The organism is Undibacterium sp., assembly GCF_030683615.1.
Taxonomy (GTDB): domain Bacteria; phylum Pseudomonadota; class Gammaproteobacteria; order Burkholderiales; family Burkholderiaceae_D; genus Undibacterium; species Undibacterium umbellatum.
In genome coordinates this window covers 219383-240165 of record NZ_JAUXQE010000038.1, presented here as the reverse complement: position 1 = coordinate 240165, position 20783 = coordinate 219383, and the positions used below count along the sequence as shown (strand labels likewise).

The following is a 20783-nucleotide window of genomic DNA, read 5'->3' as shown; positions in this document are numbered from 1 at the left end:
TGCTTTAGCTTCGCCGCCGAATTTCTTCGACAGGACTGTTGCAATCGCTGCTGTCAGTGTGGTTTTGCCGTGATCAACGTGACCAATTGTGCCAACGTTTACGTGCGGCTTGGTGCGCTCGAACTTACCTTTTGCCATTTTGGACTCCTAACGATTTTGATGAGAATGCTCAGGCACGCGCCCGACAAATCAGACTTGAAAACACCAGACTAAATGGTGCCCTTGACGTGGATTGAACACGTGGCCTCTCCCTTACCAAGGGAGTGCTCTACCACTGAGCTACAAGGGCAGCTTGCTGCGCAAAACCCCGCGCAAGTAAAACTGGAGCGGGTGAAGGGAATCGAACCCTCGTCATAAGCTTGGAAGGCTTCAGCTCTACCATTGAGCTACACCCGCAAAGGCCACCACTTCAGCCGCTAATTTCTTAATTCAATTCTTTACCTGTGGTGGAGAGGGCTGGATTCGAACCAGCGTACTCGTAAGAGAACAGATTTACAGTCTGTCGCCTTTAACCACTCGGCCACCTCTCCGCAGGGAACCCCGGATTATGGAGATACTTCCCCCATCTGTCAACACCTATTTGCAAACTCCTTCTCAATGTGGAAAAGGAAAGCCTCAAAAATCAGGCTAAGTATTTGATTTTATTTGAAATTAATAAAATGATATTTTTAATACATACCATTTTGTTTTTCATTTTTGTGGAGATGAATTCACGCAGCCATTTGAGGCATTGTTGTAATTTTCGTCATAAGTGTCATCACCCTTCAGATCAAGCTATGATGCTGGCAACATATCGAAAATTCTCACCATGGCCCGCACCCTCGCATCCAATCATCAACTACAACGCGACGATATCCTGGAAAAGGCAGCCACGGCTTTTGCCAATCATAGCTATCCTGGCACTTCCATGAGTTTGCTGGCGCAAACCTGTGGCACTTCCAAGGCCAGACTGTACCACTACTACCCCAGCAAAGAGGCGATCTTGTTCGATTTGCTGGACCGTTATACCAGAGTCTTGATCGCCCTGGCAGAAAGTCATCAGGATTTACCTGCCCTGATCGCCGCTTTCCTGGCTGAGTATGAACACTCCCAAACCCGACATATCGCCTTGCTGAATGATGTCAAGTTCCTGGAAGCGCCGCAACGCAAGCTGATCCTCGATGCACAGAGAAAAATCGTCGACTTGTTTGCCGCAGCAATACAGCGCAGCTTCCCTGAGCGCACCACGGCACATAACCGCAGTGCCATCACCATGCTGCTATTTGGCATGATTAACTGGACTTTTACCTGGCTAAAACCGCATCAGGAGGCCGACAAAATTTCTTATGCAGACTTTGCCATCCTGGTGACGCAGATTTTCATGCAGGGCATGCTGGGAGTACCTGTCAGCACATCAGAAACACAGGGGAGTTAAACTGCCCTGATCTATGGGCTGCTTGCTCAGGATTCAGTTTCTCGCATGTGCAATCTGATAAAACTCCATCCCTTCAAACGCACCCAGTTCCAGTGACAATTCACTGATGCGTGTTGCCAGCTTGCGGCTCAGTCCAACGGCAACAAAACGCCATTCAGCGCGTCCGTCGCGGCAACTGATGTTCAAGGTGCCAGTAGCAATTTCATAGCCGCGCTCCAAAGCCATTTTACGCAGGGCATCTTCTCTGGGTATGTATCCTTGCTTGAATTGCATGGTGATCGCTACTGCGGGCCGCGATGGCAACCAGGACTCCAGCCTGGATACCCAGATCATGCATGCTGCCGATAAAAATGCCAGTAAAATGGCTGCCGCATAAAAGCCGACACCGACCATCACACCTATCGCGGAAGAAGCCCACAATGAGGCGGCTGTCGTCAAACCGCTAATGGTAAAACCTTCACGCATGATGACACCTGCGCCAAGGAAACCTATGCCGGTGACTATGCCCTGTATGGTGCGCGAAGGATCGAGACTGACAGGATTGAGTGCGCGCGAACCAAACCAGAAATCAGGGTAACCTGAAATCACCACCAGGGCAGCAGAGGCCATGCACACCAGGCCATAGGTGCGCATGCCAGCAGCGCGGCCATGATAAGAGCGTTCGTAGCCAACCACAAAACCCAGCAACATGGCGCCGGCCAGATTCAGAAAGATGATTGCATTCGCATGCAATTCAGCCACTGACCAAAAATTCATGAAATAGCTGGATAAAGTTGCCGTCATCAGTTTGCCTCAAATTGGCTAAATGATATTCCTGTGCATTTCAGTGTAGCAAGCAGGTATCTTTCGGGCCAGTAAAACATCGTCAAATCAATCAAAGCTGATCTCAGGGTGGCTATGCGTTATAATGGCGCTTCTCTTTCATTGGGGAGTAGCCTGCTCCGGTTTTTCGGGGAAAACGCATCAACATACTTGGCCAACTGGTCATGGTGCGTTTGATACAGAGCTTAGCAAGTACATTAATAATGTGCGCTGACTGTATTGGGCAAGACCTTTGATAGTTATGTTTCCGCTGACCAGGGATGGGGCGGGATGTAACTGTCATCGGACACATTTCCCCATCCCGCCTTTTCTCATGGAAGCATTCCTCGTCTCTGTCCTCGCTGTCACCGTTGGTGAAATTGGTGATAAAACTCAATTGCTTGCACTACTATTGGCTGCCCGTTATAAAAAGCCTGGCCCTATCGTGTTGGGTATCCTGGTCGCCACACTGGCCAACCATACCCTGGCTGGTTTGTTGGGCCAACTGGTCGCCACGCATGTAGACGGCACGGTCATGCGCTATCTGCTGGGCCTGTCTTTTTTAGCAATTGCTGCCTGGACGCTGAAACCGGATGAAATGGATGATGGCGGTATCAATGAAAGCCGCTACGGCGTTTTCATGCTGACTTGCGTGACCTTTTTCATCGCTGAAATTGGCGATAAAACCCAGTTGGCGACGGTGGCACTGGCAGCAAAATATTCTGACCTGACAATGGTAATTGCCGGAACTACGCTAGGTATGTTGATTGCCGATGTGCCTGCAGTATTTCTGGGCAAGATTGCCGCACCGAATTTTCCTTTCAAGTACGTACGCTGGTGTGCTGCAGCAGTTTTTGCGGTACTGGGCGTGCTGGTTTTACTAGGCATGGAACTCAAATTTTGAACCCTGATTTAAATATGCCGTGTTGACACGGCAGCACCATAGAATGATGATAGATAGATGATTACGATTTACCACAATCCACACTGCTCGAAATCGCGCGAAACCCTGGCACTGGTGCAGGCGCATGCGGGCAACGCTCAACTGGCCCTGCAAGTGATTGATTATCAAAAAACACCTTTGCATGTTAATGAATTGCACAAGCTGTGGGAAGCACTTGGCACAGATGATATACAGGTCATGCTGCGCAATAATGAAGTTGAATATGCCAGCCTGCACCTGGCTAAGGCTGATATCACAACAGTCTTTTCAGCCATCGTCTCTCACCCGCATTTATTGCAAAGGCCAATAGTCACTTACCAAAATAAAGCGGCAATAGGACGTCCGCCGGAACACGTCCTCACTCTATTCAAGAAAGCCTGAGCCGCCATGTCAGAATTTAAGCTCGCCGCTGGCAGCCACGTCAAATTTGGTTGCATTTCCACCCAGTTGTATCCCATCCTGCGTCATGGCCTGGCGGCAGACATGCCACGCCAGGGATTTCAGGAAGAAGAGAGCCTGCCTGCAAGCGGCATCATGGTGGGAGAACTGATGGCCTATTTTGCCGCCTGTGCGGCATTCTGCAAGGCCACCAGCAGCCTGCACCAGGAACACCAGCAAGTGCTGGGAGAATTTGTCAATGCCCTGCAAAGCCAGTTGGGTGAAAAACCACAAATGCCGGAACTGGAAAACATCGCCTTAGAGGCTGGCTTGCCCGTGATACTGGAAATTGAACTGGGTGAAGATTGCGTACTGAAGGCCGACACGCACTTTGTATCCGATAACGAAGCCGAAAAAAGCTGGAAGCTGTGGCGTAGCGGCGCACTCATGCGTGAAGGCGGCATACCCGCTGTATGGATCAAGAAGTTATACTTCCCGCGCCTGCTGGACTATCGCGATGTTGCCAGTTCTCGCAGCCCACGTTCGCTGGAACAGACCACCGATACCGCATTGATGGTGGGTGGCCTCATGCAATCCTGGCACAAGGATACGCCAGCCGATTTATTGCATGCATTCCGCAAGCAGTATGGACGTATCAATTTTTCCCAGCATAGCAGCTTTGATGAAACTGCCCTGGAGCGCTTCTTCAACCTGAATCCCATGCTGGATCCGGCAACACGTCTGCTGAATCAAATGACGATCTGGCAAGACATCGACGCCCTGGCCAAGAAACAGCAAATCCCTTTGGCTTGAAAAAACAATGGATAAAAAAAGCCGCCGTGATTTCATTCAACGGCGGTTTTTTTAATTGGAAGGGCTGCGCTTGACAAAGAACAGGGCCGCACCTATCGCCATCAGTATCCCGCCAAAGAAGCGGTTCTGGCTTTTCAGCCATTTGGGGTCGCGGAAGTAACGCTGCATGATGGAGGCGGCAAAGGCATAGCCATGCATGACTACCAGGTCAATCGCACACATGGTCACACCCAGTATCAATAGCTGGGGCAAGAGCGGTGCATCATGCGAGATGAATTGCGGCAATACAGCGACCATGAAGATAATGCCTTTAGGGTTGGTTGCATTCGTCAGGAAGCCAGTCAAAAAACGCCTGGACAGGGCTGGCACCTGGGTGTTAGCCACGCGGTCACCAACTGCATTGCCGGCAACTGGCACATCATTTTTTGCACGCCATTGACTAATACCCAGATAGATCAGATAGAGCGCACCTATAGTTTTGACAACGCTGAACGCGAACTCTGAAGCCATCAGGATGGAACCGACACCAGCACCGGCAATTGCCAGTATCAACAACAAGCCTGCTTGCAGCCCCATGATAGTACCACTGGCTTTTTTGACACCATAGTTCAAGCCATGCGACATCGATAACACTGCACCTGAGCCAGGAGATACCGCGATAACGCATGCCGCAAAGAAGAAAGTAAGCCAGGTAGTGAAGTGCATGAGATTCGTCCCGCTGAAATGATTAATAGTGTCAGTGCATTGTAACGCCAATGCCTTATACACGCAGTCAGTACAAGCACTTAGCTGACACTACGCATACGGCTAACCACGCATCATGGCGGCCAGTAATTGGCTCTTCAGAGTTTTGATGAGTGCCGTTTCATCTGGCGGCACACCTTCTTCCGCATTCGCTGCACGGTCAGCATAAAACAGACCCAGCGACTTTTTTTGTATGACCAGCGGCAGGATGATGAAGCTGCGTGCATCCGGCAATAATTGCTTGTGCCAGTCCGGTAGCAGGTTTTGTATCTTGGGGACAGAGGCGTCGGATATCATCAGATCAACATTATTGCTCATCGCCAGATGAAATAAATGCTGGTCTTGCTTGCCGCTGAAGGCAAAGCCTCTTTGTCTTTCCTGATAATTTTCACCTATTGCCAGCCGCGCTACATAGCGCACAGTTTGCAGATCACGCAGGCAAACCGTGGCAAAGCGAAATCCCATGCTGCTATACAGCGTTTCCAGCACCAGCAAGATCAGGTCATTCAGTTTGAAACTGTCGGATGCCAGCATCTGCGTGACATCCTGTACACCGGCCAGTAAAAGATCACGCGCATGCTTGGGCTTGCCACTGGCATGGCGCTCATCGTTCTGAATTTCACTGGCTTCATAATTCTTGAGCAAGAGTTCATTCGGCACACCATTGGTGGTATTGGCATCGCCTTCACCGATATGGATATCGCCCATGGCAATGTCCATGCTTTTGGCGAGTTGCTTGGTCTCTGTCTCGACCTTGACCAGCATTTCATCGAGTATGGCCTGGTCAAAATCCAGTGCCTTGCCATATTTAAGCAATAGCGGTTTGGCTTTTTCACTGAGACTACCAGTACCCGTGCCTGCACTCATGATCATGGAAGCCAGCGCATCGCTGAAACTTGCTACTTGCCTCAACCACTCAGCACGGGTATTCACCTTCTTCAATTCACCACCAGGCAAAGGGATCAGTGATTGTATGATGGTGTCGGGTATCTTCCATTCCTGCAAAGCCATTTCACCAAAGCGTTCATAGCTACAACCCAGGAGCATGGAGCTGGCATCCTGAGCTGTGGTTTGCCCAGTCTGCAGCATCGCTTGTATGCGCGTGTACAAAGGGTGATCAAAAGATGCCACCAGGATCTTGCCCACATTCTTGAACAAGGCCGCCACGGCAGCCTCCTCCCCATCCTGGAAACGCCCGCGTTGCGCCATTTCACGTCCAACTATGCTCGCGCACAACGCCTGCACCAGTTCGCGCCTGACACTATTGGCATGGCTTTTATCCTTGAAACAATCAACCAGCAACATGGCCATGGCACTGGTCTTGATACTGTTAAAGCCTAGCAAAAATATCGCTCTGGATATGGTCGTAACAGGTGCGCCCGCACTGGTGCGGTAATGAATGGTATTCGATAACCTGAGTATTTTTTGCGTCAGGGCGACGTCAGCTAACACAAAATGCGCCAGCTTGGCGACCGGATCTTCGCTTGATGAAGTAATTTCGACGACTTTGGTAATCGACACGCCCAAAGTAGGCAAATTACTCTCTTCATTGATTTTTTTGAGCAAAAGATCACGCGCTGTCACCGGTGCGTGTTCGCCTAAATGAACAGAAGGTTGAATGGCCATGGTCTATGCAACTACCTATTCTCTAAACAAAACCATTCTGAAATCTGGCTCTCTAGTATTTACTTGGCAACACGGGCGGCATTGATGCCGTACTTTTTCTGCAATTCATCATACAAGCCACGTATTGCTTTGAGGCGTGGATTCATGGGGTCAAGGCGACGGGCAGACTCAATCAAACCGCGCGCCAACTCACCAGTGGCATGATCCCAGCCCATGTTCTCCAGACATTTCAAGGCAGCCAGCGCCGCATTCAACACCACTTGCGGATTGTCAGGTGATTTGCGTGCCGCAGCGGCCATCAGCTCTACTGAGCCACGGAAATCACCTTGCTTGGCTTTTTGCACACCCATGGCAACCAGATCCATGACTTCTTTCTGGCTGCGCTGTGCCAACTCCTTGCCAAGGTGCCCTTTACCAGCACTCTCAAACACGCCCATGGCCTTGTTCATGACTTGCTGGTTGCTGGCGTTTTTCATGACATCCAGAATAATCTCGGAAGCATTATCTTCCTGATCATTTTCAAGACAGCTTTTTGCCAGGCCCAGCTTGGCATCGGTAGACAAGCCTATGTCTTCCCGGGAGGCTGCCACGGCATTTCCCAGTTCTTCACCCAGTCTGGCGTCACCGGTCTTGGCATGTATCATCGCGGCAGAAATGGCGCGCACTGCCGCCGTTTTCTTCAAACTGGACATATTCTTTTCCAGATCGCGCACGACTGATTTGGCCTGTTCGGTATCACCTTTCTTGACCAGGGCATCAACCAGGTTCAGATGGTCTTCTGGATCGCGGAATTCAGAAAATTTGGCCTTGCTGACGACTTTTTTCAAGACGTTCTCAGCTGTCTCGATATCTCCCGTCTCCAGCGCGATCTTGCCCAGTTTGCGTAAACGCCGCACGGCATGAGGCGAGACACTGACCGCGACATCAAGTACCTCTTTTGCCTCTGGCAACTCACCCACCATTTCATGGGTCTTGGCCAACCAGTCATAGGCATCCATGTATTTGTTGTTTTCGGCTACCAGGCTCTTCAGTATGTCTTCTGCCTCCTGATATTTACCCTGCATGAAGAGCGTCTTGGCCAAGCCCAGGCGCGCCCAGGCCACCGCCTTTAATTCAAATAAATATTTATATAATTCTTCCGCCTCAGCAGCTTCGCCTTGTATTACATGCAGTTCAGCGCGCAGGCGCATGAAGTCGATCGCATATTTGGGGTAATCACGTTCACCATGGTGGCAAGCCATGATGGCTTCAGGGATAGAACCTTGCTCCATCAAATTATAGACATCGACAAAGGCTTTGCGTTTTTCCAGGGCGCGGATAACGCGCTCCAGCAACATGTCGGCAGTAAAAGGTTTCAACAAATAATCGGATGGCGCCAGTTCGGCCGCACTGACGACCTTCGCGTAAGAGCGCTCAGCAGTCACCATAATGAAGATAGTGGACAAGGGGGCCAGTTTGTGGTGACGCATGTCTTCCAGCAGTTGCTGGCCGTCCTGGCCTATGCCGAGATCATATTCACACAAGATCAGATCATATACCTTGGCTTGTATGGCGCGCACTGCAGTACCGGCCGACAGACCATGCTCGATCTTGGTAATACCGCATAGATTCAGCATATTGTGCAAACTGACCCGCATACCTGAATGCGGTTCAATGAGCAATGCCCTGATATCGCTGAGTTCGCTCATTTCAACCTTTAGCGTAATTTATTGTTGATCTCGCTGTAGTGCGCACCAACCCGTCGTCCAGGGCCGGCAAACCGCATCAAGCCTGAGTTGGCTTAAATGACCATTTCATTATATTAAAGTGACGGCGCATTGATATGGAAACTTTACCCCTATGCAGCAACAATGTTGCAAGGCTTTAACATATTTAACGCATTTACTTGAATATCCTTGCTAACAACAAGACAAATAGAGAGATCAGTATGGTTGAAGCAAAGGGAAAAGAGAAATTGCGACCAAACAGTTTGAAACGCACATCGCCTGGCAAACGACCTATGCCCAGCTTTTCCAGCCAAGGCAGCAAGCTGGAAAACACCACGACGGCGATAAAGATGGTTAGTACCCAGCGTAACAAAATTTGCTCCTGTTCAATTGCCATTGGGCAATTTCTATAACTTACATCAAGTTGTATGTCATCATAAGCGGTGACTGCGGTCCAGACGCAATAAATTTTCAGGCAATTCCATGCCATGGCCCATGACCAGCACCTTGAACAATTCACCCATTTCGGCGGGCGAAACCAGTTTTTGCAGAGCATTTGCCTTAGGCAGATAGTCCATGACTTGTTCTGCCGAAGTACGCGCCAGCACATCGGCGATGCCTGCAGCAGTCAGGAAACCTGCCTGACTGGTGTAGTTCAATAGCTCCAGCCCAGCTGCCAGCCCTGCCCTGGTCATGGCCGTAAAATCAACATGAGCGGTGATGTCCTGCAAGCCAGGCAGATAAAAAGGATCAGGATGCGCATGATGACGATAGTGGCACATCAGGCTTCCTTGCAATCGTTGCGGGTGATAATACTCGGATGCCGGAAAACCGTAATCAATCAGTATCGCAATTGCTGGCTTGCCACTGGCGAGCAACATGGCTGCGAGGCTTTGCATAAAGCCGCCAGCGATAGGATGGACTTCGGTCAAATAACCTACTGGCAATTCATCTGCGCCGGGAATTTGCGCGATCTTATCAGGAGTGCATGCCTTTGACTGTTCGCGGAAAAGCAGCCTTGGCGTGCTTTCCTCATCCACCACTGCCACACCGACCTCATGCCAGCCTTCCGCCGTCTTGATGACGAGGTCGACTGGCATGGCATCCAACACTTCATTTCCCAGCACGATACCTGAAAAAGAATCTGGCATTTTTTGCAACCATTGCACTTGTGGAAAGTCTTTCAGCAATTCTTCCTGACGTGCACGCAGTTCGCCGGACAATTCCACGATAAAATAGCGATCTATCGCGACTCCAGATAATTGACATTCCGACAAAAAGTCCAGGGCAAGCTTGCCCGTGCCTGCACCGAATTCCATGACTTCGGCCGCAGTTTGACTGAATAACTGATTTGCCAGCCTGGCCAGGGTGGCACCAAATAACGGCGACATTTCTGGTGCGGTTGTAAAATCACCGTCTTTGCCTAATTTTGTGGCACCACCGCTGTAATAACCAAGGTCAGGCGCATACAGCGCCAGTTCCATGTAGCGCGAAAACGGTATCCAGCCCTGATGTTGGTGGATGTCGTCGATAATCAGTTGTTGCAAAGCAGATGAGGCGGCCAGCGCATCATCGCCAGGCGCAGGTAGAGATAATTTATGCATAGCCGCATTGTATTGAAAACGCAGTAATCCTTGTTAAGAATTTCCATGAGTGACATGAACAACAATAAGTACACGCCCCGCACCGCACTGATCACTGGTGCCGCCAAACGCATAGGTCGGCATATCGCCCTGCATATGGCGCGGCAGGGTTGGGATATTCTTGTCCATTATGGCAATTCGGCCGCAGAAGCGCAGACACTGGTGACAGAAATCCAGGCGATGGGCCGCCGCGCGCATGCCTTGCAGGCAAACCTGGCTAATGAAACGGCAACGCATGCATTGTTACCCGCCGCAATAGCCGCCATGGGCAAGATAGATTGCATCGTCAACAATGCCTCTCTGTTCGCCGAAGATGATGTGCACAGCTTCAGCCATGCCAGCCTGGACAGGCATATGCATGCAAACCTGGCTGCGCCCATCATATTGGCGCAGGCCCTGCATGCAGCAACAGCGGATGGCGAGCAAACCTGCCTCATTAACTTGCTTGATCAAAAGCTGTACAACCTGAATCCCGATTTTTTGTCTTACACACTGTCCAAAGCCGCGCTGCAATGTGCCACGACAACGCTGGCGCAGGCACTGGCGCCTAAAGTGCGCGTAGTTGGCGTAGCTCCCGGCATCACCATGGAATCCGGCCATCAAAGCACGGCAGATTTCCAGCAGGCACATCAGGTCACGCCCCTGGGCCGCTCCAGCACGCCTGAGGATATTGCCCGCACCGTCTGTTTTCTGGCTGACAGCCCGGCCATGACCGGCACCACCATCCTCGTCGATGGTGGCCAACACCTTATTCCCTTGCAGCGCGATGTCATGTTTTTGGCAACTGCAAACCAAGCTATTTAACCTTAATCCCAGGACTATCATGTTATCCATTCTGCACCACCCCCAACTCTCAGACTGCCGCCGCCTGTTCTTGCGCAATTACGAAATCTCCATCAACATAGGCGTGCATGAGTTCGAGAAAAAGGGAGAGCAACGCGTGCTATTCAATGTGGACCTGTATATCCCTCTGGCGCTTTCGACTCCCAAGGATGATCAACTCGAAGAAGTCGTCGATTATGATTTCATGCGCGGCACGATAGCAGAGCGTATATCCAAGGGTCACGTGCATCTGCAAGAAACCCTGTGTGATGATGTCGCCAAAATCATGCTGGCACATCCTAAGGTGCGCGCTGTACGCATCTCCACCATGAAACCTGATGTTTACCCGGATTGCGAAGGCGTAGGCGTAGAAGTATTCAAGATCAAAACCGACATTTAAACACTACCATGCAAGCTCTGAACGATACATTGATGGACGCCCCGGTTGAAGTAAAAGCCACGGTCAAGTCACAGGAAAAAATCACCTACGAAAACAATAAACTGCACAAGCGCTTATGCCGCCTGGTTGGCCAGGCGATAGGTGATTTCAATATGATAGAAGAAGGCGACAAGGTCATGGTTTGCCTTTCTGGCGGCAAAGATAGCTATGCCCTGTTGGATATCTTGATGACCCTGCGTGAACGCGCGCCCATCAATTTCGATATCGTCGCCGTCAATCTGGACCAGAAACAACCTAACTTTCCAGACCATATCCTGCCAGCCTATCTGGAAAAACTGGGCATCCCGTACCATATAGAAAACCAGGATACTTACAGCATCGTCAAGCGCCTGATACCGGAAGGCAAGACAACTTGCTCGTTGTGCTCACGCCTGCGTCGTGGCATCTTGTACCGCGTGGCCGATGAACTGGGCGCAACCAAGATCGCGCTCGGCCATCACCGTGACGACATCTTGGAAACATTTTTCCTGAATATGTTCTTTGGTGGAAAACTCAAAGGCATGCCAGCAAAGCTGCAATCCGACGATGGCAAGCACATCGTCATCCGTCCACTGGCCTATGTCAAGGAAGCTGATACTGAACGCTATGCCGAAGTAAAGAACTTCCCCATCATCCCCTGCGATTTATGCGGTTCGCAAGAAAATTTGCAGCGCAAGCAAATCAAGGGCCTGATGCGTGAATGGGACAAGAAATTCCCTGGACGTGTGGACAATATTTTTGCATCGTTATCCACCGTCGCCCCTTCACATCTGATGGACAAGAACTTGTTCAACTTCACCGATTTGAAAATTGATGGCGAGGCGAATCCGAATGGTGATATCGCATTTGATGACGAGCCTTGTGCGACACCTGCTACTGGTGTGATTTCGCTGCATCTGGATCAGGATTGATTTAATACTTGAAATTAATCGCCATAAAACTTGAGACACAGAATCATTTCAGTTTTTCTCTGAATTTCCTCTGTGTCTCTGTGCCTCTGTGGTGAGAGGTCTTAGGTTTTAAGCGATTCAAGCAATCCTGTTACCCGCTTTCCACACTCCCATGACTACAGGTATGCCGCTCACCACACGTATACGCATGTAGTCAGCCCGCAATCCCTTGGCAATCTCTCCTCTGTCATGCAGCCCTATCATGCGCGCAGGATTGCGTGTCACGGTTGCCACAGCCTTGGGCAAGCTGTAGCCCTCATTTTGCAGGAGGAAAGCCGCATGCAAGAGGCTGGCCGGCACATAGTCTGAAGACAGTACATCTAGCAAATCCAGTCTTGCCAGTTCTGCTGCCGATACATTGCCGGAATGTGAACCACCACGTACCATATTCGGTGCGCCCATGATGATGCCCAGGCCTTGTTCACGGGCAGCCCTGGCGGCGGCCACGGTGGTGGGAAATTCAGATATCGTCACACCATCATCGACACCTTCGACCACATGCTCCACGGTAGTATCATCATGGGTAGCCAGGGGTACAGGCACGTCCAGAGCGCGGCAACTGGCGACGATGGCGCGGCGGTTGGATGCTGCATAAGCCACTTGCCTTACCAGCAGACGCTCCAGCATGGAATCCACTTTCTCTTCACTCCAGCCACGCTTGCCGGATACATAGATGCGGTAGTGCGTCAGGTCTGTCCACTGTCTCTGGCCGGGTGTATGGTCCATCAGGGAAACCAGCTTCAGGCGATCGTCACACAGATAAGGCGCGAACATGTCGAGCAGGTTTTCTTCTGCCAGCTCCAGGCGCATGTGCAGGAAATGATCTGCGCGCAAGATGCCCGATTCTGCCGCCATTCGCAATCCTTGCGTGCACGCATTGAGGCTGTCATTGCGCAGGCTGTCTGAATCGATATCGCCAACTGAAATTGCATCGAGCACGGTCGTAATGCCGGACGCAGCGATCTGGGCATCATGCGCAAGTATCGCAGGCAGCGTAGGCCAGACCACTTTGGGGCGTGGCATCAGGTGTTTTTCCAGATTGTCGGTATGTAGCTCTACCATGCCTGGCAACAGATAGTCGCCTTGCCAGTCGTCTGTTCCAGTGGTACTGGAAGCGCGCGCCACCTCAGTCAAATCAGCTATCCTGCCCTGCTCTACCAGCATCGAACCGCTAATGACTTTATCAGCCAGGACGATCCTAGCGTTTTCTATTCTGTTCATCATGCTGCCACCAAGGAAACCGCTGCGGGGATGGAAAAAATTCTGGTTGCCAGCGCCTGGCGCACAGCTTCATCATGGAAGATACCGACGACAGCAGCACCGCGTTCGCGCGCACCATTGATCATATCGATGACAGTGGCGCGATTGGCTTCATCCAGCGAAGCGGTTGGTTCATCAAGCAAGAGTATGGGGTAATCGCAAATCATGGTGCGGGCGATATTCACGCGTTGTTGCTCACCGCCAGAAAAAGTTGCAGGCGGGATTTGCCACAGGCGCTTGGGTATGCGCAGGCGCGACAATAATTCTTCTGCCTGCTCATACGCTGCCTGCTTTTCCACGCCGCGCATGAGCAAGGGCTCTGCCACCAGATCGAGTGTGCTGATGCGTGGTATCACACGCAGGAACTGGGTCACAAAGCCCAAGGTACTATGCCTGACAGCCAGCACTTGTTGTGCAGGTGCAGACTGCACATCGACCCAATTGCCTTCATGCCAGATATTCACACTGCCCCTGCTGGCGCGGTAATTGGCATACAGGCAGCGCAGCAAGGTGCTCTTGCCTGCACCTGATGGTGCGTGGATGACCACGCATTCACCAGCATCCACCTGCATATCTATTTTAGAGAGGATAGACATTTCCTGCCCGCCTTGCAGATGCAGAGTAAAGTCTTTGGACAGACCTTCAACGACGATACGTTTCAACATATGCTCCTCAAGCCTGCAATACGGACGACACCAGCAACTGGGTGTACGGATGTTGCGGATCATCGAGCACCTGATCGGTCAAACCCTCTTCCACAACTTGCCCATGGCGCATGACCATGAGGCGATGAGCCAGCAAACGTGCCACCGCCAGGTCATGGGTGACGATGACAGCAGCCACCTGCAATTGCGATACCAGTTGGCGTAATAAGTCCAGCAGACGCGCCTGTACAGAAACGTCGAGACTGGCAGTAGGTTCATCCATGAAAATCAGACGCGGCTTGGTCACAAGGTTACGGGCGATTTGCAAGCGCTGTTGCATGCCGCCTGAGAAATCACGTGGCAAGTCATCAATGCGATTTGCATCAATTTCCACCCTGTGTAACCAGTCCTGCGCTTCTGCACGTATCTGACCATAATGGCGGGCTCCAACTGCCATCAGGCGTTCACCGACATTGGCACCGGCAGAGACTTCTACCCGCAAACCATCCCTGGCACTTTGATGAACAAATCCCCAGTCTGTACGCGCCAGCAAGCGGCGGCGCGCTTCGCTGATGGTGAACAAATCCACTATGCCTTCATCACGGGTATTGAACAAGACTTCTCCCTGCTCTGGCTGCAACTGTCCTGCCAGGCAATTCAACAGCGTGGATTTGCCAGAGCCAGATTCACCGACTATACCCAGGACTTCTCCGGGATACAGACTCAGGTTGACTTGCTCACAAGCAGTCTTGCCACCATAAAATTTGCTGACATTGCGTGCCTGTAGCAACGGCGGAGTGTTATTCATATTGATACTTCTCATGCCTGTTCTTCCCTGCGGGAGCGACAATAATCTGTATCGCTGCAAACATACATGCGAGACCCCTGATCATCGACGATGACTTCGTCAAGGAAGCTGTCATTCGCATCGCACATGGCGCAACGGTGATCCCAGTGTTCTATCTCGAAAGGATAATCTTCAAAGTCCAGGCTCTTCACTGGCGTATAAGGCGGCACGGCATAGATGCGTTTTTCACGACCGGCACCAAATAATTGCAAGGCTGGATTCTTATCCATCTTGGGATTATCAAACTTGGGTATCGGTGAAGGCCGCATCAGGTAGCGCTCATTGACGATAACCGGATAATCATAGGCAGTTTCTATCTTGCCCAGCCTGGCGATATCCTCATACAGCTTGACACTCATCAGGCCATAGTCCGCCATCGCATGGTGTTTGCGGGTCTCGGTTTCGCTGGGTTCCAGCCAGCGCAGGGGCTCGGGAATGGGTACCTGATACACCATGATCTGGCCTTCTGCCAAAGGGGTTTCCGGGATGCGGTGGCGGGTTTGTATGATGGTTGCAGCGGTGGTTTTTTCTGTCGTCGCCACACCCGTGGTGCGACGGAAGAAGCGGCGTATATTGACCGCATTGGTGGTGTCGTCAGAACCCTGATCGATGACTTTCAGGACATCATCCTGGCCTATGATGGCAGCAGTAACTTGTATGCCACCTGTCCCCCAACCATATGGCAAGGGCATTTCACGGCCACCGAAAGGTACCTGGTAACCAGGTATGGCAACCGCCTTCAAGATGGCACGCCTGATCATGCGCTTGGTTTGCTCATCAAGATATGCAAAATTATAACCAGCTTCAGGCGCAGCCCTTGCAGGGGCCGCTTGTTCAGTGGTCTCTTGATACTCCTGAGCTTCCATGCTTTCCATCTCCATAATCATGCAGCCTTCTTGCCGGACTGATCCTCAGTTTTATCATCACCAGCTTCAGTCTTACCAGTTTCAGCAGCCTTGGCATCGATAGCTGCACGTATGCCACGCAAGAGACTGAGTTCTGCCTGGAAATCCACATAATGCGGCAACTTGAGATGCTGTAAAAAGCCGGATGCTTCAACATTGTCGGCATGGTAAAGCACGAATTCTTCCATTTGTGCTGGTGCCGTAATTTCTTCTTTCAATTCGCTCGCGCGCAGGGCGCGATCTACTACGCCCATGGCCATGGTCTTGCGTTCGCAATGACCAAAGCCCAGGCCATAACCACGGGTAAATTTCGGCGCTTCGTTTTGCGAGCCGACAAATTGGTTCACCATCTGGCATTCAGTGATATCTATCTCACCGATGTCTATGGCAAAACCCAGCTCTTCAGGGACAACTTGCACACTGACCTTGCCATACCGTATCTCACCTGCAAAGGGATGGTTACGGGCGTAACCGCGCTGGGTGGAATAGGCGAGCGCAAGCAGGAAGCCTTCATCACCGCGTGCCAGGCTTTGCAGGCGCAGGGCGCGGCTGGCAGGGAACTGCAGAGGTTCACGCGTCAGGTCAAAAGGTTCGGGGTCACCTTCAGGTATCTGTTCAGGCTCTATCAAGCCTTCTGCATTCAAAAAGTCGAGCACGCGGGGACAGGCTTCTGCTGTTGCATTTTCCTGGGTAAGCGGCTCAGTAGCACTGCTCATGGATTCCGCAGCCAGTGAAAAATCCAGCAGACGCTGGGTATAGTCATAAGTAGCGCCCAGAACCTGGCCACCCGGTACGTCCTTGAAGGTCGCAGAAATGCGTCTTTGTATCAGCATATTGGCGGTATCCACTGGCATAGTCGCCATCAGGCGCGGCAAGGTCGTACGGTAGGCGCGCAGCAGGAAGATGGCTTCTATCAAATCACCACTGGCTTGCTTGATGGCGAGTGCCGCCAGGTCTTTGTCATATAGCGAAGCTTCACCCATGACACGAGCCACCGCCAACGACATTTGCTCACGTATCTGGGCTATGCTGAGTTCTGGTACAGCAGTATCTCCGCGACGCATTTTCGCCAGCGCTTCATACGACTGGGCGATGGCTTTTTCACCACCTTTGACGGCTACGTACATGGCAACTCCGCAGCCTGCACCGCTTTGATCTTGCTCGTACGCGGCAAGCCCAGTACCGCGTCACCGCTGCAAAAAATCACATCCACACCTTGCGGGAAGGCGGAATGATTGACTTGCCACTTGCTGACAAAGTCAGCCGGCAGGCCGCTGACATATATACTGCGCTTGTTATTGATGCCTGGACCTGTGAGTTGGTACTCAGGGCCATTCGCCAAGTCATCGACTTGCATAAGCAAGGTCGCGGACTTGTCTGGATAGGTGATGCTGCCCTGTGCAAAGGCTTCCAGGTCAAGTTGCTGTAATGATCTGCCCAATACAGCAAAATTAGCTGCGGATTTTTCACTGACCAGCGGCAGGCCGCAATGAAAACGCAGATAAGTGCGCACTGCATCGTTATCAAGTTCATCTGCCAGCCAGGCCGTGGTTTCATAGTCCATTAGGGCCAGGCAGGCAGCGGCTGTCGCCATATGCAAAGGTGCAGGTGCTTGCAGGTTTACTCTGAGACGCTGGATAGAGCCCGGCTCGGAGAGGGCTTTCAACAAGCTACGGAAAACTGTCTGCGCATCATGCACCGTGTCTTCCCATGCTGGCAAAAGTTGCTGCATGGATGAAGCTTTAGTATCCGGTGAATATGTCATGCATCTTCTCCTCTGACCATGGTCATGAATTCCACCCTGGTGGCTTGTGCTTCAGCCTGCAATTGTTCACGCTTCTGTTGCAACAATGCTTCCAGTGGCTTGATGATATTTGTTTCGACGGCAGGCCCGTGTTCGCCTTGCATCAACGCATCAAAAATCGCTGCCCATTCTGCATGACGCTGGTCACGGCCAGCCACATAGGCCACACCAGTTTCTCCCGTTGCCAGACGCAAGGCGCAGCGCGTCACTGACATTTCACCGAGGTTGAACTGGCTGCCACTGCCCCCCGTTCTGGCCCGCACCATGGCGAGACCGGTCTCAGGTTTTCTTAACCATAGATACGCGGGCAGTTCGCCAAATTGCTGCACGCTGGCAGCGAGTTCAGCAGCGGGTGCTTTCGCCAGTATGGACATCCAGCGGGCGCGCTCTTGCTGGGTAGAGTTAAGGGTTTGATCAGCATTCATAGCCCCACATTACAGCAAGCTTACATGAAGTCTTGATGACATATATCTGCAAATCTTCATGTCAATTTGCAGTCACATTTCGGGCTTATGATTTGCTATCGCGAGCAAGGGGATCAAGATGGAAACGCATATCACAATACAGGGTGGCAGGCATCTGCATCAAGACCAGAACGGTCATGCTGACTGGTCTGAAGACTGCGTACATCTGCATGGTCTGAATATTGCCAGCATCGGCGGCAATAACTTCACGCACAATGGCAAGCAACAGTTTTTTGATGCCACGGGCTTACTGGTATTACCAGGCTTGGTCGACATCCATGGCGATGCTTTTGAACGTCAATTACAGCCGCGTCCTGCAACCAGTTTTGCTTACGATATCGCCTTTGCCGATACTGACATGCAGCTCATCAGCAATGGTATTACCACCGCCTGCCATGGCCTGACATTTTCGTGGGAAGGTGGCTTGCGCGGACGTGAAGCAGCCCTTGCCACGATAGAGCAAGTGGCAGCGCAAAAATCCCGTGTGCATGCCGATCACCTGATACATCTGCGTTTTGAAAACCACCATCTGGATGGCTTGCATGATGCATTGAACTGGATAGAGTCTGGTCTGATTGCCTTCTTTGCCTTCAATGAGCACCTGCCGTCCATCCTTAAGAAAAGTGCGTCACCAGAAAAACTGGTGGCCTATGCCGAGCGTGCGCGTTGCGATGTTGCCGGATTCCTGGAGCGTCTGCACAAGGCGCAGTCACGCTCACCCAAAGTAGCACAGGCGATCAGCCAACTGGCTGCGGCTTGCCGTCAGCGCGGCATTGCCATGGCATCGCATGATGATGAAACCCGCATGGACCGGGAGCGCTTCCAGGAACTGGGAGTGGATGTCAGTGAATTCCCCAAGACTGAAGAAGCATTGCAAGCCGCCAGGGCACTGGGCAACCATGTAGTCATGGGTGCGCCGAATGTCTTGCTCGGTGGCAGCCATTGCGGCGGCTTGTCCGCCAGCGATGCTGTGCGTCGTGGTCTGTGCGACACGCTGGCATCGGATTATTACTATCCTGCCTTGCTGCACGCGCCTTTCCGTCTGGAGCAAGAAGATGTCTGCAGTCTGGCACAAGCCTGGCAACTGGTGTCGCTGAACCCAGCGCGCGTACTTGGCTTACATGACCGGGGGCAGATAGCAGCAGGGCAACGCGCCGACGTCATCATGATAGAGAAACAGGCGGATGGCAGCCCGCGCCTGATTGCCACCATCGCTGCGGGCAAGCTGGTATTCTGCGCCGATCCACAACGCCTGCAATATCAGCAGCCCCTGGAGCTGGCAGCCTGATGCGCTACGCTCTCTACTTTTCCCCTGCGCCGGATAGCCCGTGGTGGCAAGCTGGTGCCAACTGGCTGGGCCGCGACCCCATGCATGCAGGAAAAGTACAGCAAACCCATATTCCGGGTGTACCGGATATTCTGCTCAGCCAACTCACCAGTGAAGCCAGGCGCTATGGTTTTCATGCGACGTTGAAAGCACCGTTCAATTTACTCGAAGGTTTCCAGGAAGCTGACCTGATACAGATGGCCAGTGCCTTTGCCCAGGTCCAGCCTGTCATCAGCATCAGGGAAATGCAGGTACGCATGATGGGCGACTTCCTGGCGTTGCGTCCGCATGGCCAGGAAGGAGAAATCAATGCGCTGGCCATGCGTTGCGTCAGTTATTTTGACTTGTTACGCCGCGCGCCTGATGCAGCTTATCTGGCCAAGCGCCGCCATGCGGGGCTGAGTGCCAGACAGGAAGCTCTCTTGCAGCAATGGGGTTATCCCTATACCGAAGAAGAATACCGTTTTCATCTGACGCTGAGCGACGATTTGCTGGATGTGGATGCCGATGCGCAGTATGCCTTGCGCAAGGCGGCTGAGCAGCATTTTTCCCGTTTGCTGGACAATACCCCACTGGACATTGATGCACTGACTATCTTCCGTGAAGAACGCCCTGGTGCGGTTTTGAGTTTCTGGATGCGTTTCCCTTTCCAGGCCAAAGTGCAACAAAAATCCCTGCCTGCAGCAGGCCAACTTTACTTTGTCGTCGGTCCCTCAGGCGCTGGCAAGGATACCCTGCTGCACTGGGTAAAAGAAAACCTGCCCGCCAATGCAGCACTGGAATTTGCGCAAAGAGCGATCACCCGCCCCGCCCACGATAGTGAAGCGCATGAAGCCATGAATCAGGAAGCTTATTGGCAAGCCGCTGCCGCTGGTCATTTTTGCATGCAGTGGCAAGCCAATGGCCTATGCTATGGCATACGCAGGACTGTCGAAGCCAAGCTCAAATGCGGCCAGGATGTCATCGTCAATGGCTCGCGTGAATACCTGCCACAACTACGTCATTTATTCCCTGATGCTCGTATCATCTGGATCATGGCTGATCCTGAGCAAATCAGGCAGCGCATGGAAAAACGCCAGCGTGAATCTGGTGCAGCCTTGTTGAACCGCCTTGACCGGGGTTTGAAATTTTCTGTACCAGATGACCATGATATTATCTGCATAGACAATAGCGGGCCGATACATGTGGCGGGACAGAAGCTGCTAAAAATATTTACTAAAGAATAGTGCAAGGAATACTACAAGGCAATCAGC

General features: G+C 51.9%; 23 protein-coding genes, 3 tRNA genes and 1 riboswitch. Of the genes, 9 read left to right on the top strand and 17 right to left on the bottom strand.

Going from position 1 to position 20783, the window contains the following annotated elements:
* From Q8K39_RS22130 to Q8K39_RS22115, 4 genes are all read right to left on the bottom strand, one after another.
* On the bottom strand, positions 1 to 138 hold a 138-nt coding region (locus tag Q8K39_RS22130), incomplete at its 3' end, for a GTP-binding protein (protein WP_253251337.1).
* Between the two features lie 76 nt (positions 139 to 214).
* Positions 215 to 289 (bottom strand) — tRNA-Thr (locus tag Q8K39_RS22125).
* Between the two features lie 33 nt (positions 290 to 322).
* Positions 323 to 396 (bottom strand) — tRNA-Gly (locus Q8K39_RS22120).
* Positions 397 to 444: 48 nt separating this feature from the next.
* Positions 445 to 530: transfer RNA gene (locus Q8K39_RS22115), tRNA-Tyr, on the bottom strand.
* A gap of 278 nt (positions 531 to 808) precedes the next feature.
* Between Q8K39_RS22115 and Q8K39_RS22110 the strand changes: the two genes are divergently transcribed.
* The gene (locus Q8K39_RS22110; protein ID WP_305263341.1) at positions 809 to 1414 is read left to right on the top strand and encodes a TetR/AcrR family transcriptional regulator; all 606 of its coding nucleotides are present in this window, start codon (positions 809 to 811) and stop codon (positions 1412 to 1414) included.
* A 33-nt stretch (positions 1415 to 1447) separates the two neighbouring features.
* On the opposite strand, the gene Q8K39_RS22105 is transcribed toward Q8K39_RS22110, so the two are convergent.
* Positions 1448 to 2197: an MgtC/SapB family protein gene (locus Q8K39_RS22105; RefSeq protein ID WP_186954049.1), complete on the bottom strand. Its 750-nt coding sequence runs from the start codon at positions 2195 to 2197 to the stop codon at positions 1448 to 1450.
* Positions 2198 to 2328: 131 nt separating this feature from the next.
* A riboswitch (yybP-ykoY riboswitch) is annotated at positions 2329 to 2457 on the top strand.
* Positions 2458 to 2549: 92 nt separating this feature from the next.
* Between Q8K39_RS22105 and Q8K39_RS22100 the strand changes: the two genes are divergently transcribed.
* The 3 genes from Q8K39_RS22100 to Q8K39_RS22090 are packed head-to-tail and all read left to right on the top strand — an operon-like array spanning position 2550 to position 4349.
* On the top strand, positions 2550 to 3119 hold the full coding sequence (locus Q8K39_RS22100; RefSeq protein ID WP_186954048.1) for a TMEM165/GDT1 family protein: 570 nt from the start codon (positions 2550 to 2552) through the stop codon (positions 3117 to 3119).
* Between the two features lie 57 nt (positions 3120 to 3176).
* Positions 3177 to 3539 (top strand): ArsC/Spx/MgsR family protein, encoded by a 363-nt coding sequence (locus Q8K39_RS22095; protein ID WP_305263340.1) that lies wholly within the window; start codon positions 3177 to 3179, stop codon positions 3537 to 3539.
* Positions 3540 to 3545: 6 nt separating this feature from the next.
* On the top strand, positions 3546 to 4349 hold the full coding sequence (locus tag Q8K39_RS22090) for a hypothetical protein (RefSeq protein WP_305263339.1): 804 nt from the start codon (positions 3546 to 3548) through the stop codon (positions 4347 to 4349).
* A gap of 51 nt (positions 4350 to 4400) precedes the next feature.
* On the opposite strand, the gene Q8K39_RS22085 is transcribed toward Q8K39_RS22090, so the two are convergent.
* The 5 genes from Q8K39_RS22085 to Q8K39_RS22065 all read right to left on the bottom strand — a co-directional run bounded on the left by Q8K39_RS22085 (position 4401) and on the right by Q8K39_RS22065 (position 10029).
* A complete protein-coding gene (locus Q8K39_RS22085; protein WP_305263338.1) occupies positions 4401 to 5054 on the bottom strand; it encodes a LysE family transporter in 654 nt (217 codons plus the stop codon).
* Positions 5055 to 5156: 102 nt separating this feature from the next.
* Complete coding sequence (locus tag Q8K39_RS22080; protein WP_305263337.1) at positions 5157 to 6719, bottom strand: HDOD domain-containing protein; 1563 nt, start codon at positions 6717 to 6719, stop codon at positions 5157 to 5159.
* Positions 6720 to 6778: 59 nt separating this feature from the next.
* Positions 6779 to 8407, bottom strand: a complete 1629-nt coding sequence (locus tag Q8K39_RS22075; RefSeq protein ID WP_305263336.1) for a tetratricopeptide repeat-containing response regulator — start codon at positions 8405 to 8407, stop codon at positions 6779 to 6781.
* 193 nt (positions 8408 to 8600) lie between these two features.
* The gene (locus Q8K39_RS22070; RefSeq protein WP_110254951.1) at positions 8601 to 8798 is read right to left on the bottom strand and encodes a DUF2905 domain-containing protein; all 198 of its coding nucleotides are present in this window, start codon (positions 8796 to 8798) and stop codon (positions 8601 to 8603) included.
* 61 nt (positions 8799 to 8859) lie between these two features.
* Complete coding sequence (locus Q8K39_RS22065; RefSeq protein ID WP_305263335.1) at positions 8860 to 10029, bottom strand: class I SAM-dependent methyltransferase; 1170 nt, start codon at positions 10027 to 10029, stop codon at positions 8860 to 8862.
* Between the two features lie 45 nt (positions 10030 to 10074).
* On the opposite strand from Q8K39_RS22065, the gene Q8K39_RS22060 reads away from it, so the two are divergent.
* The 3 genes from Q8K39_RS22060 to ttcA are packed head-to-tail and all read left to right on the top strand — an operon-like array spanning position 10075 to position 12240.
* Positions 10075 to 10872, top strand: coding sequence for an SDR family oxidoreductase (locus Q8K39_RS22060; RefSeq protein ID WP_370868666.1), 798 nt, complete (start codon positions 10075 to 10077; stop codon positions 10870 to 10872).
* Positions 10873 to 10891: 19 nt separating this feature from the next.
* A complete protein-coding gene (locus tag Q8K39_RS22055) occupies positions 10892 to 11290 on the top strand; it encodes a dihydroneopterin aldolase (RefSeq protein WP_186954041.1) in 399 nt (132 codons plus the stop codon).
* A 32-nt stretch (positions 11291 to 11322) separates the two neighbouring features.
* Positions 11323 to 12240: a tRNA 2-thiocytidine(32) synthetase TtcA gene (ttcA, locus tag Q8K39_RS22050; protein ID WP_186954073.1), complete on the top strand. Its 918-nt coding sequence runs from the start codon at positions 11323 to 11325 to the stop codon at positions 12238 to 12240.
* A gap of 117 nt (positions 12241 to 12357) precedes the next feature.
* On the opposite strand, the gene Q8K39_RS22045 is transcribed toward ttcA, so the two are convergent.
* The 7 genes from Q8K39_RS22045 to phnG are packed head-to-tail and all read right to left on the bottom strand — an operon-like array spanning position 12358 to position 18164.
* Positions 12358 to 13503, bottom strand: coding sequence for an alpha-D-ribose 1-methylphosphonate 5-triphosphate diphosphatase (locus Q8K39_RS22045; RefSeq protein WP_305263334.1), 1146 nt, complete (start codon positions 13501 to 13503; stop codon positions 12358 to 12360).
* Positions 13500 to 14204, bottom strand: a complete 705-nt coding sequence (gene phnL / locus Q8K39_RS22040; RefSeq protein WP_305263333.1) for a phosphonate C-P lyase system protein PhnL — start codon at positions 14202 to 14204, stop codon at positions 13500 to 13502. The genes Q8K39_RS22045 and phnL overlap by 4 nt, the downstream gene beginning before the upstream one ends.
* A gap of 7 nt (positions 14205 to 14211) precedes the next feature.
* Complete coding sequence (gene phnK / locus Q8K39_RS22035; protein ID WP_186954072.1) at positions 14212 to 14991, bottom strand: phosphonate C-P lyase system protein PhnK; 780 nt, start codon at positions 14989 to 14991, stop codon at positions 14212 to 14214.
* A gap of 11 nt (positions 14992 to 15002) precedes the next feature.
* The gene (locus Q8K39_RS22030) at positions 15003 to 15896 is read right to left on the bottom strand and encodes an alpha-D-ribose 1-methylphosphonate 5-phosphate C-P-lyase PhnJ (RefSeq protein WP_186954038.1); all 894 of its coding nucleotides are present in this window, start codon (positions 15894 to 15896) and stop codon (positions 15003 to 15005) included.
* A 17-nt stretch (positions 15897 to 15913) separates the two neighbouring features.
* On the bottom strand, positions 15914 to 17062 hold the full coding sequence (locus Q8K39_RS22025) for a carbon-phosphorus lyase complex subunit PhnI (protein WP_305263332.1): 1149 nt from the start codon (positions 17060 to 17062) through the stop codon (positions 15914 to 15916).
* Positions 17053 to 17700: a phosphonate C-P lyase system protein PhnH gene (gene phnH, locus Q8K39_RS22020; protein WP_305263331.1), complete on the bottom strand. Its 648-nt coding sequence runs from the start codon at positions 17698 to 17700 to the stop codon at positions 17053 to 17055. Before phnH ends, Q8K39_RS22025 begins: the two co-directional genes overlap by 10 nt.
* Positions 17697 to 18164 carry a phosphonate C-P lyase system protein PhnG gene (gene phnG, locus Q8K39_RS22015; protein WP_305263330.1) on the bottom strand — a complete coding sequence of 156 codons (468 nt, stop codon included), beginning with the start codon at positions 18162 to 18164 and terminating at the stop codon, positions 17697 to 17699. The genes phnH and phnG overlap by 4 nt, the downstream gene beginning before the upstream one ends.
* A gap of 118 nt (positions 18165 to 18282) precedes the next feature.
* Here phnG and Q8K39_RS22010 point away from each other — a divergent pair, with 118 nt between their 5' ends.
* Positions 18283 to 19491, top strand: coding sequence for an alpha-D-ribose 1-methylphosphonate 5-triphosphate diphosphatase (locus Q8K39_RS22010; protein WP_305263329.1), 1209 nt, complete (start codon positions 18283 to 18285; stop codon positions 19489 to 19491).
* The gene (gene phnN / locus Q8K39_RS22005; protein WP_305263328.1) at positions 19491 to 20756 is read left to right on the top strand and encodes a phosphonate metabolism protein/1,5-bisphosphokinase (PRPP-forming) PhnN; all 1266 of its coding nucleotides are present in this window, start codon (positions 19491 to 19493) and stop codon (positions 20754 to 20756) included. The genes Q8K39_RS22010 and phnN overlap by 1 nt, the downstream gene beginning before the upstream one ends.
* Positions 20757 to 20783: the final 27 nt, after the last annotated feature.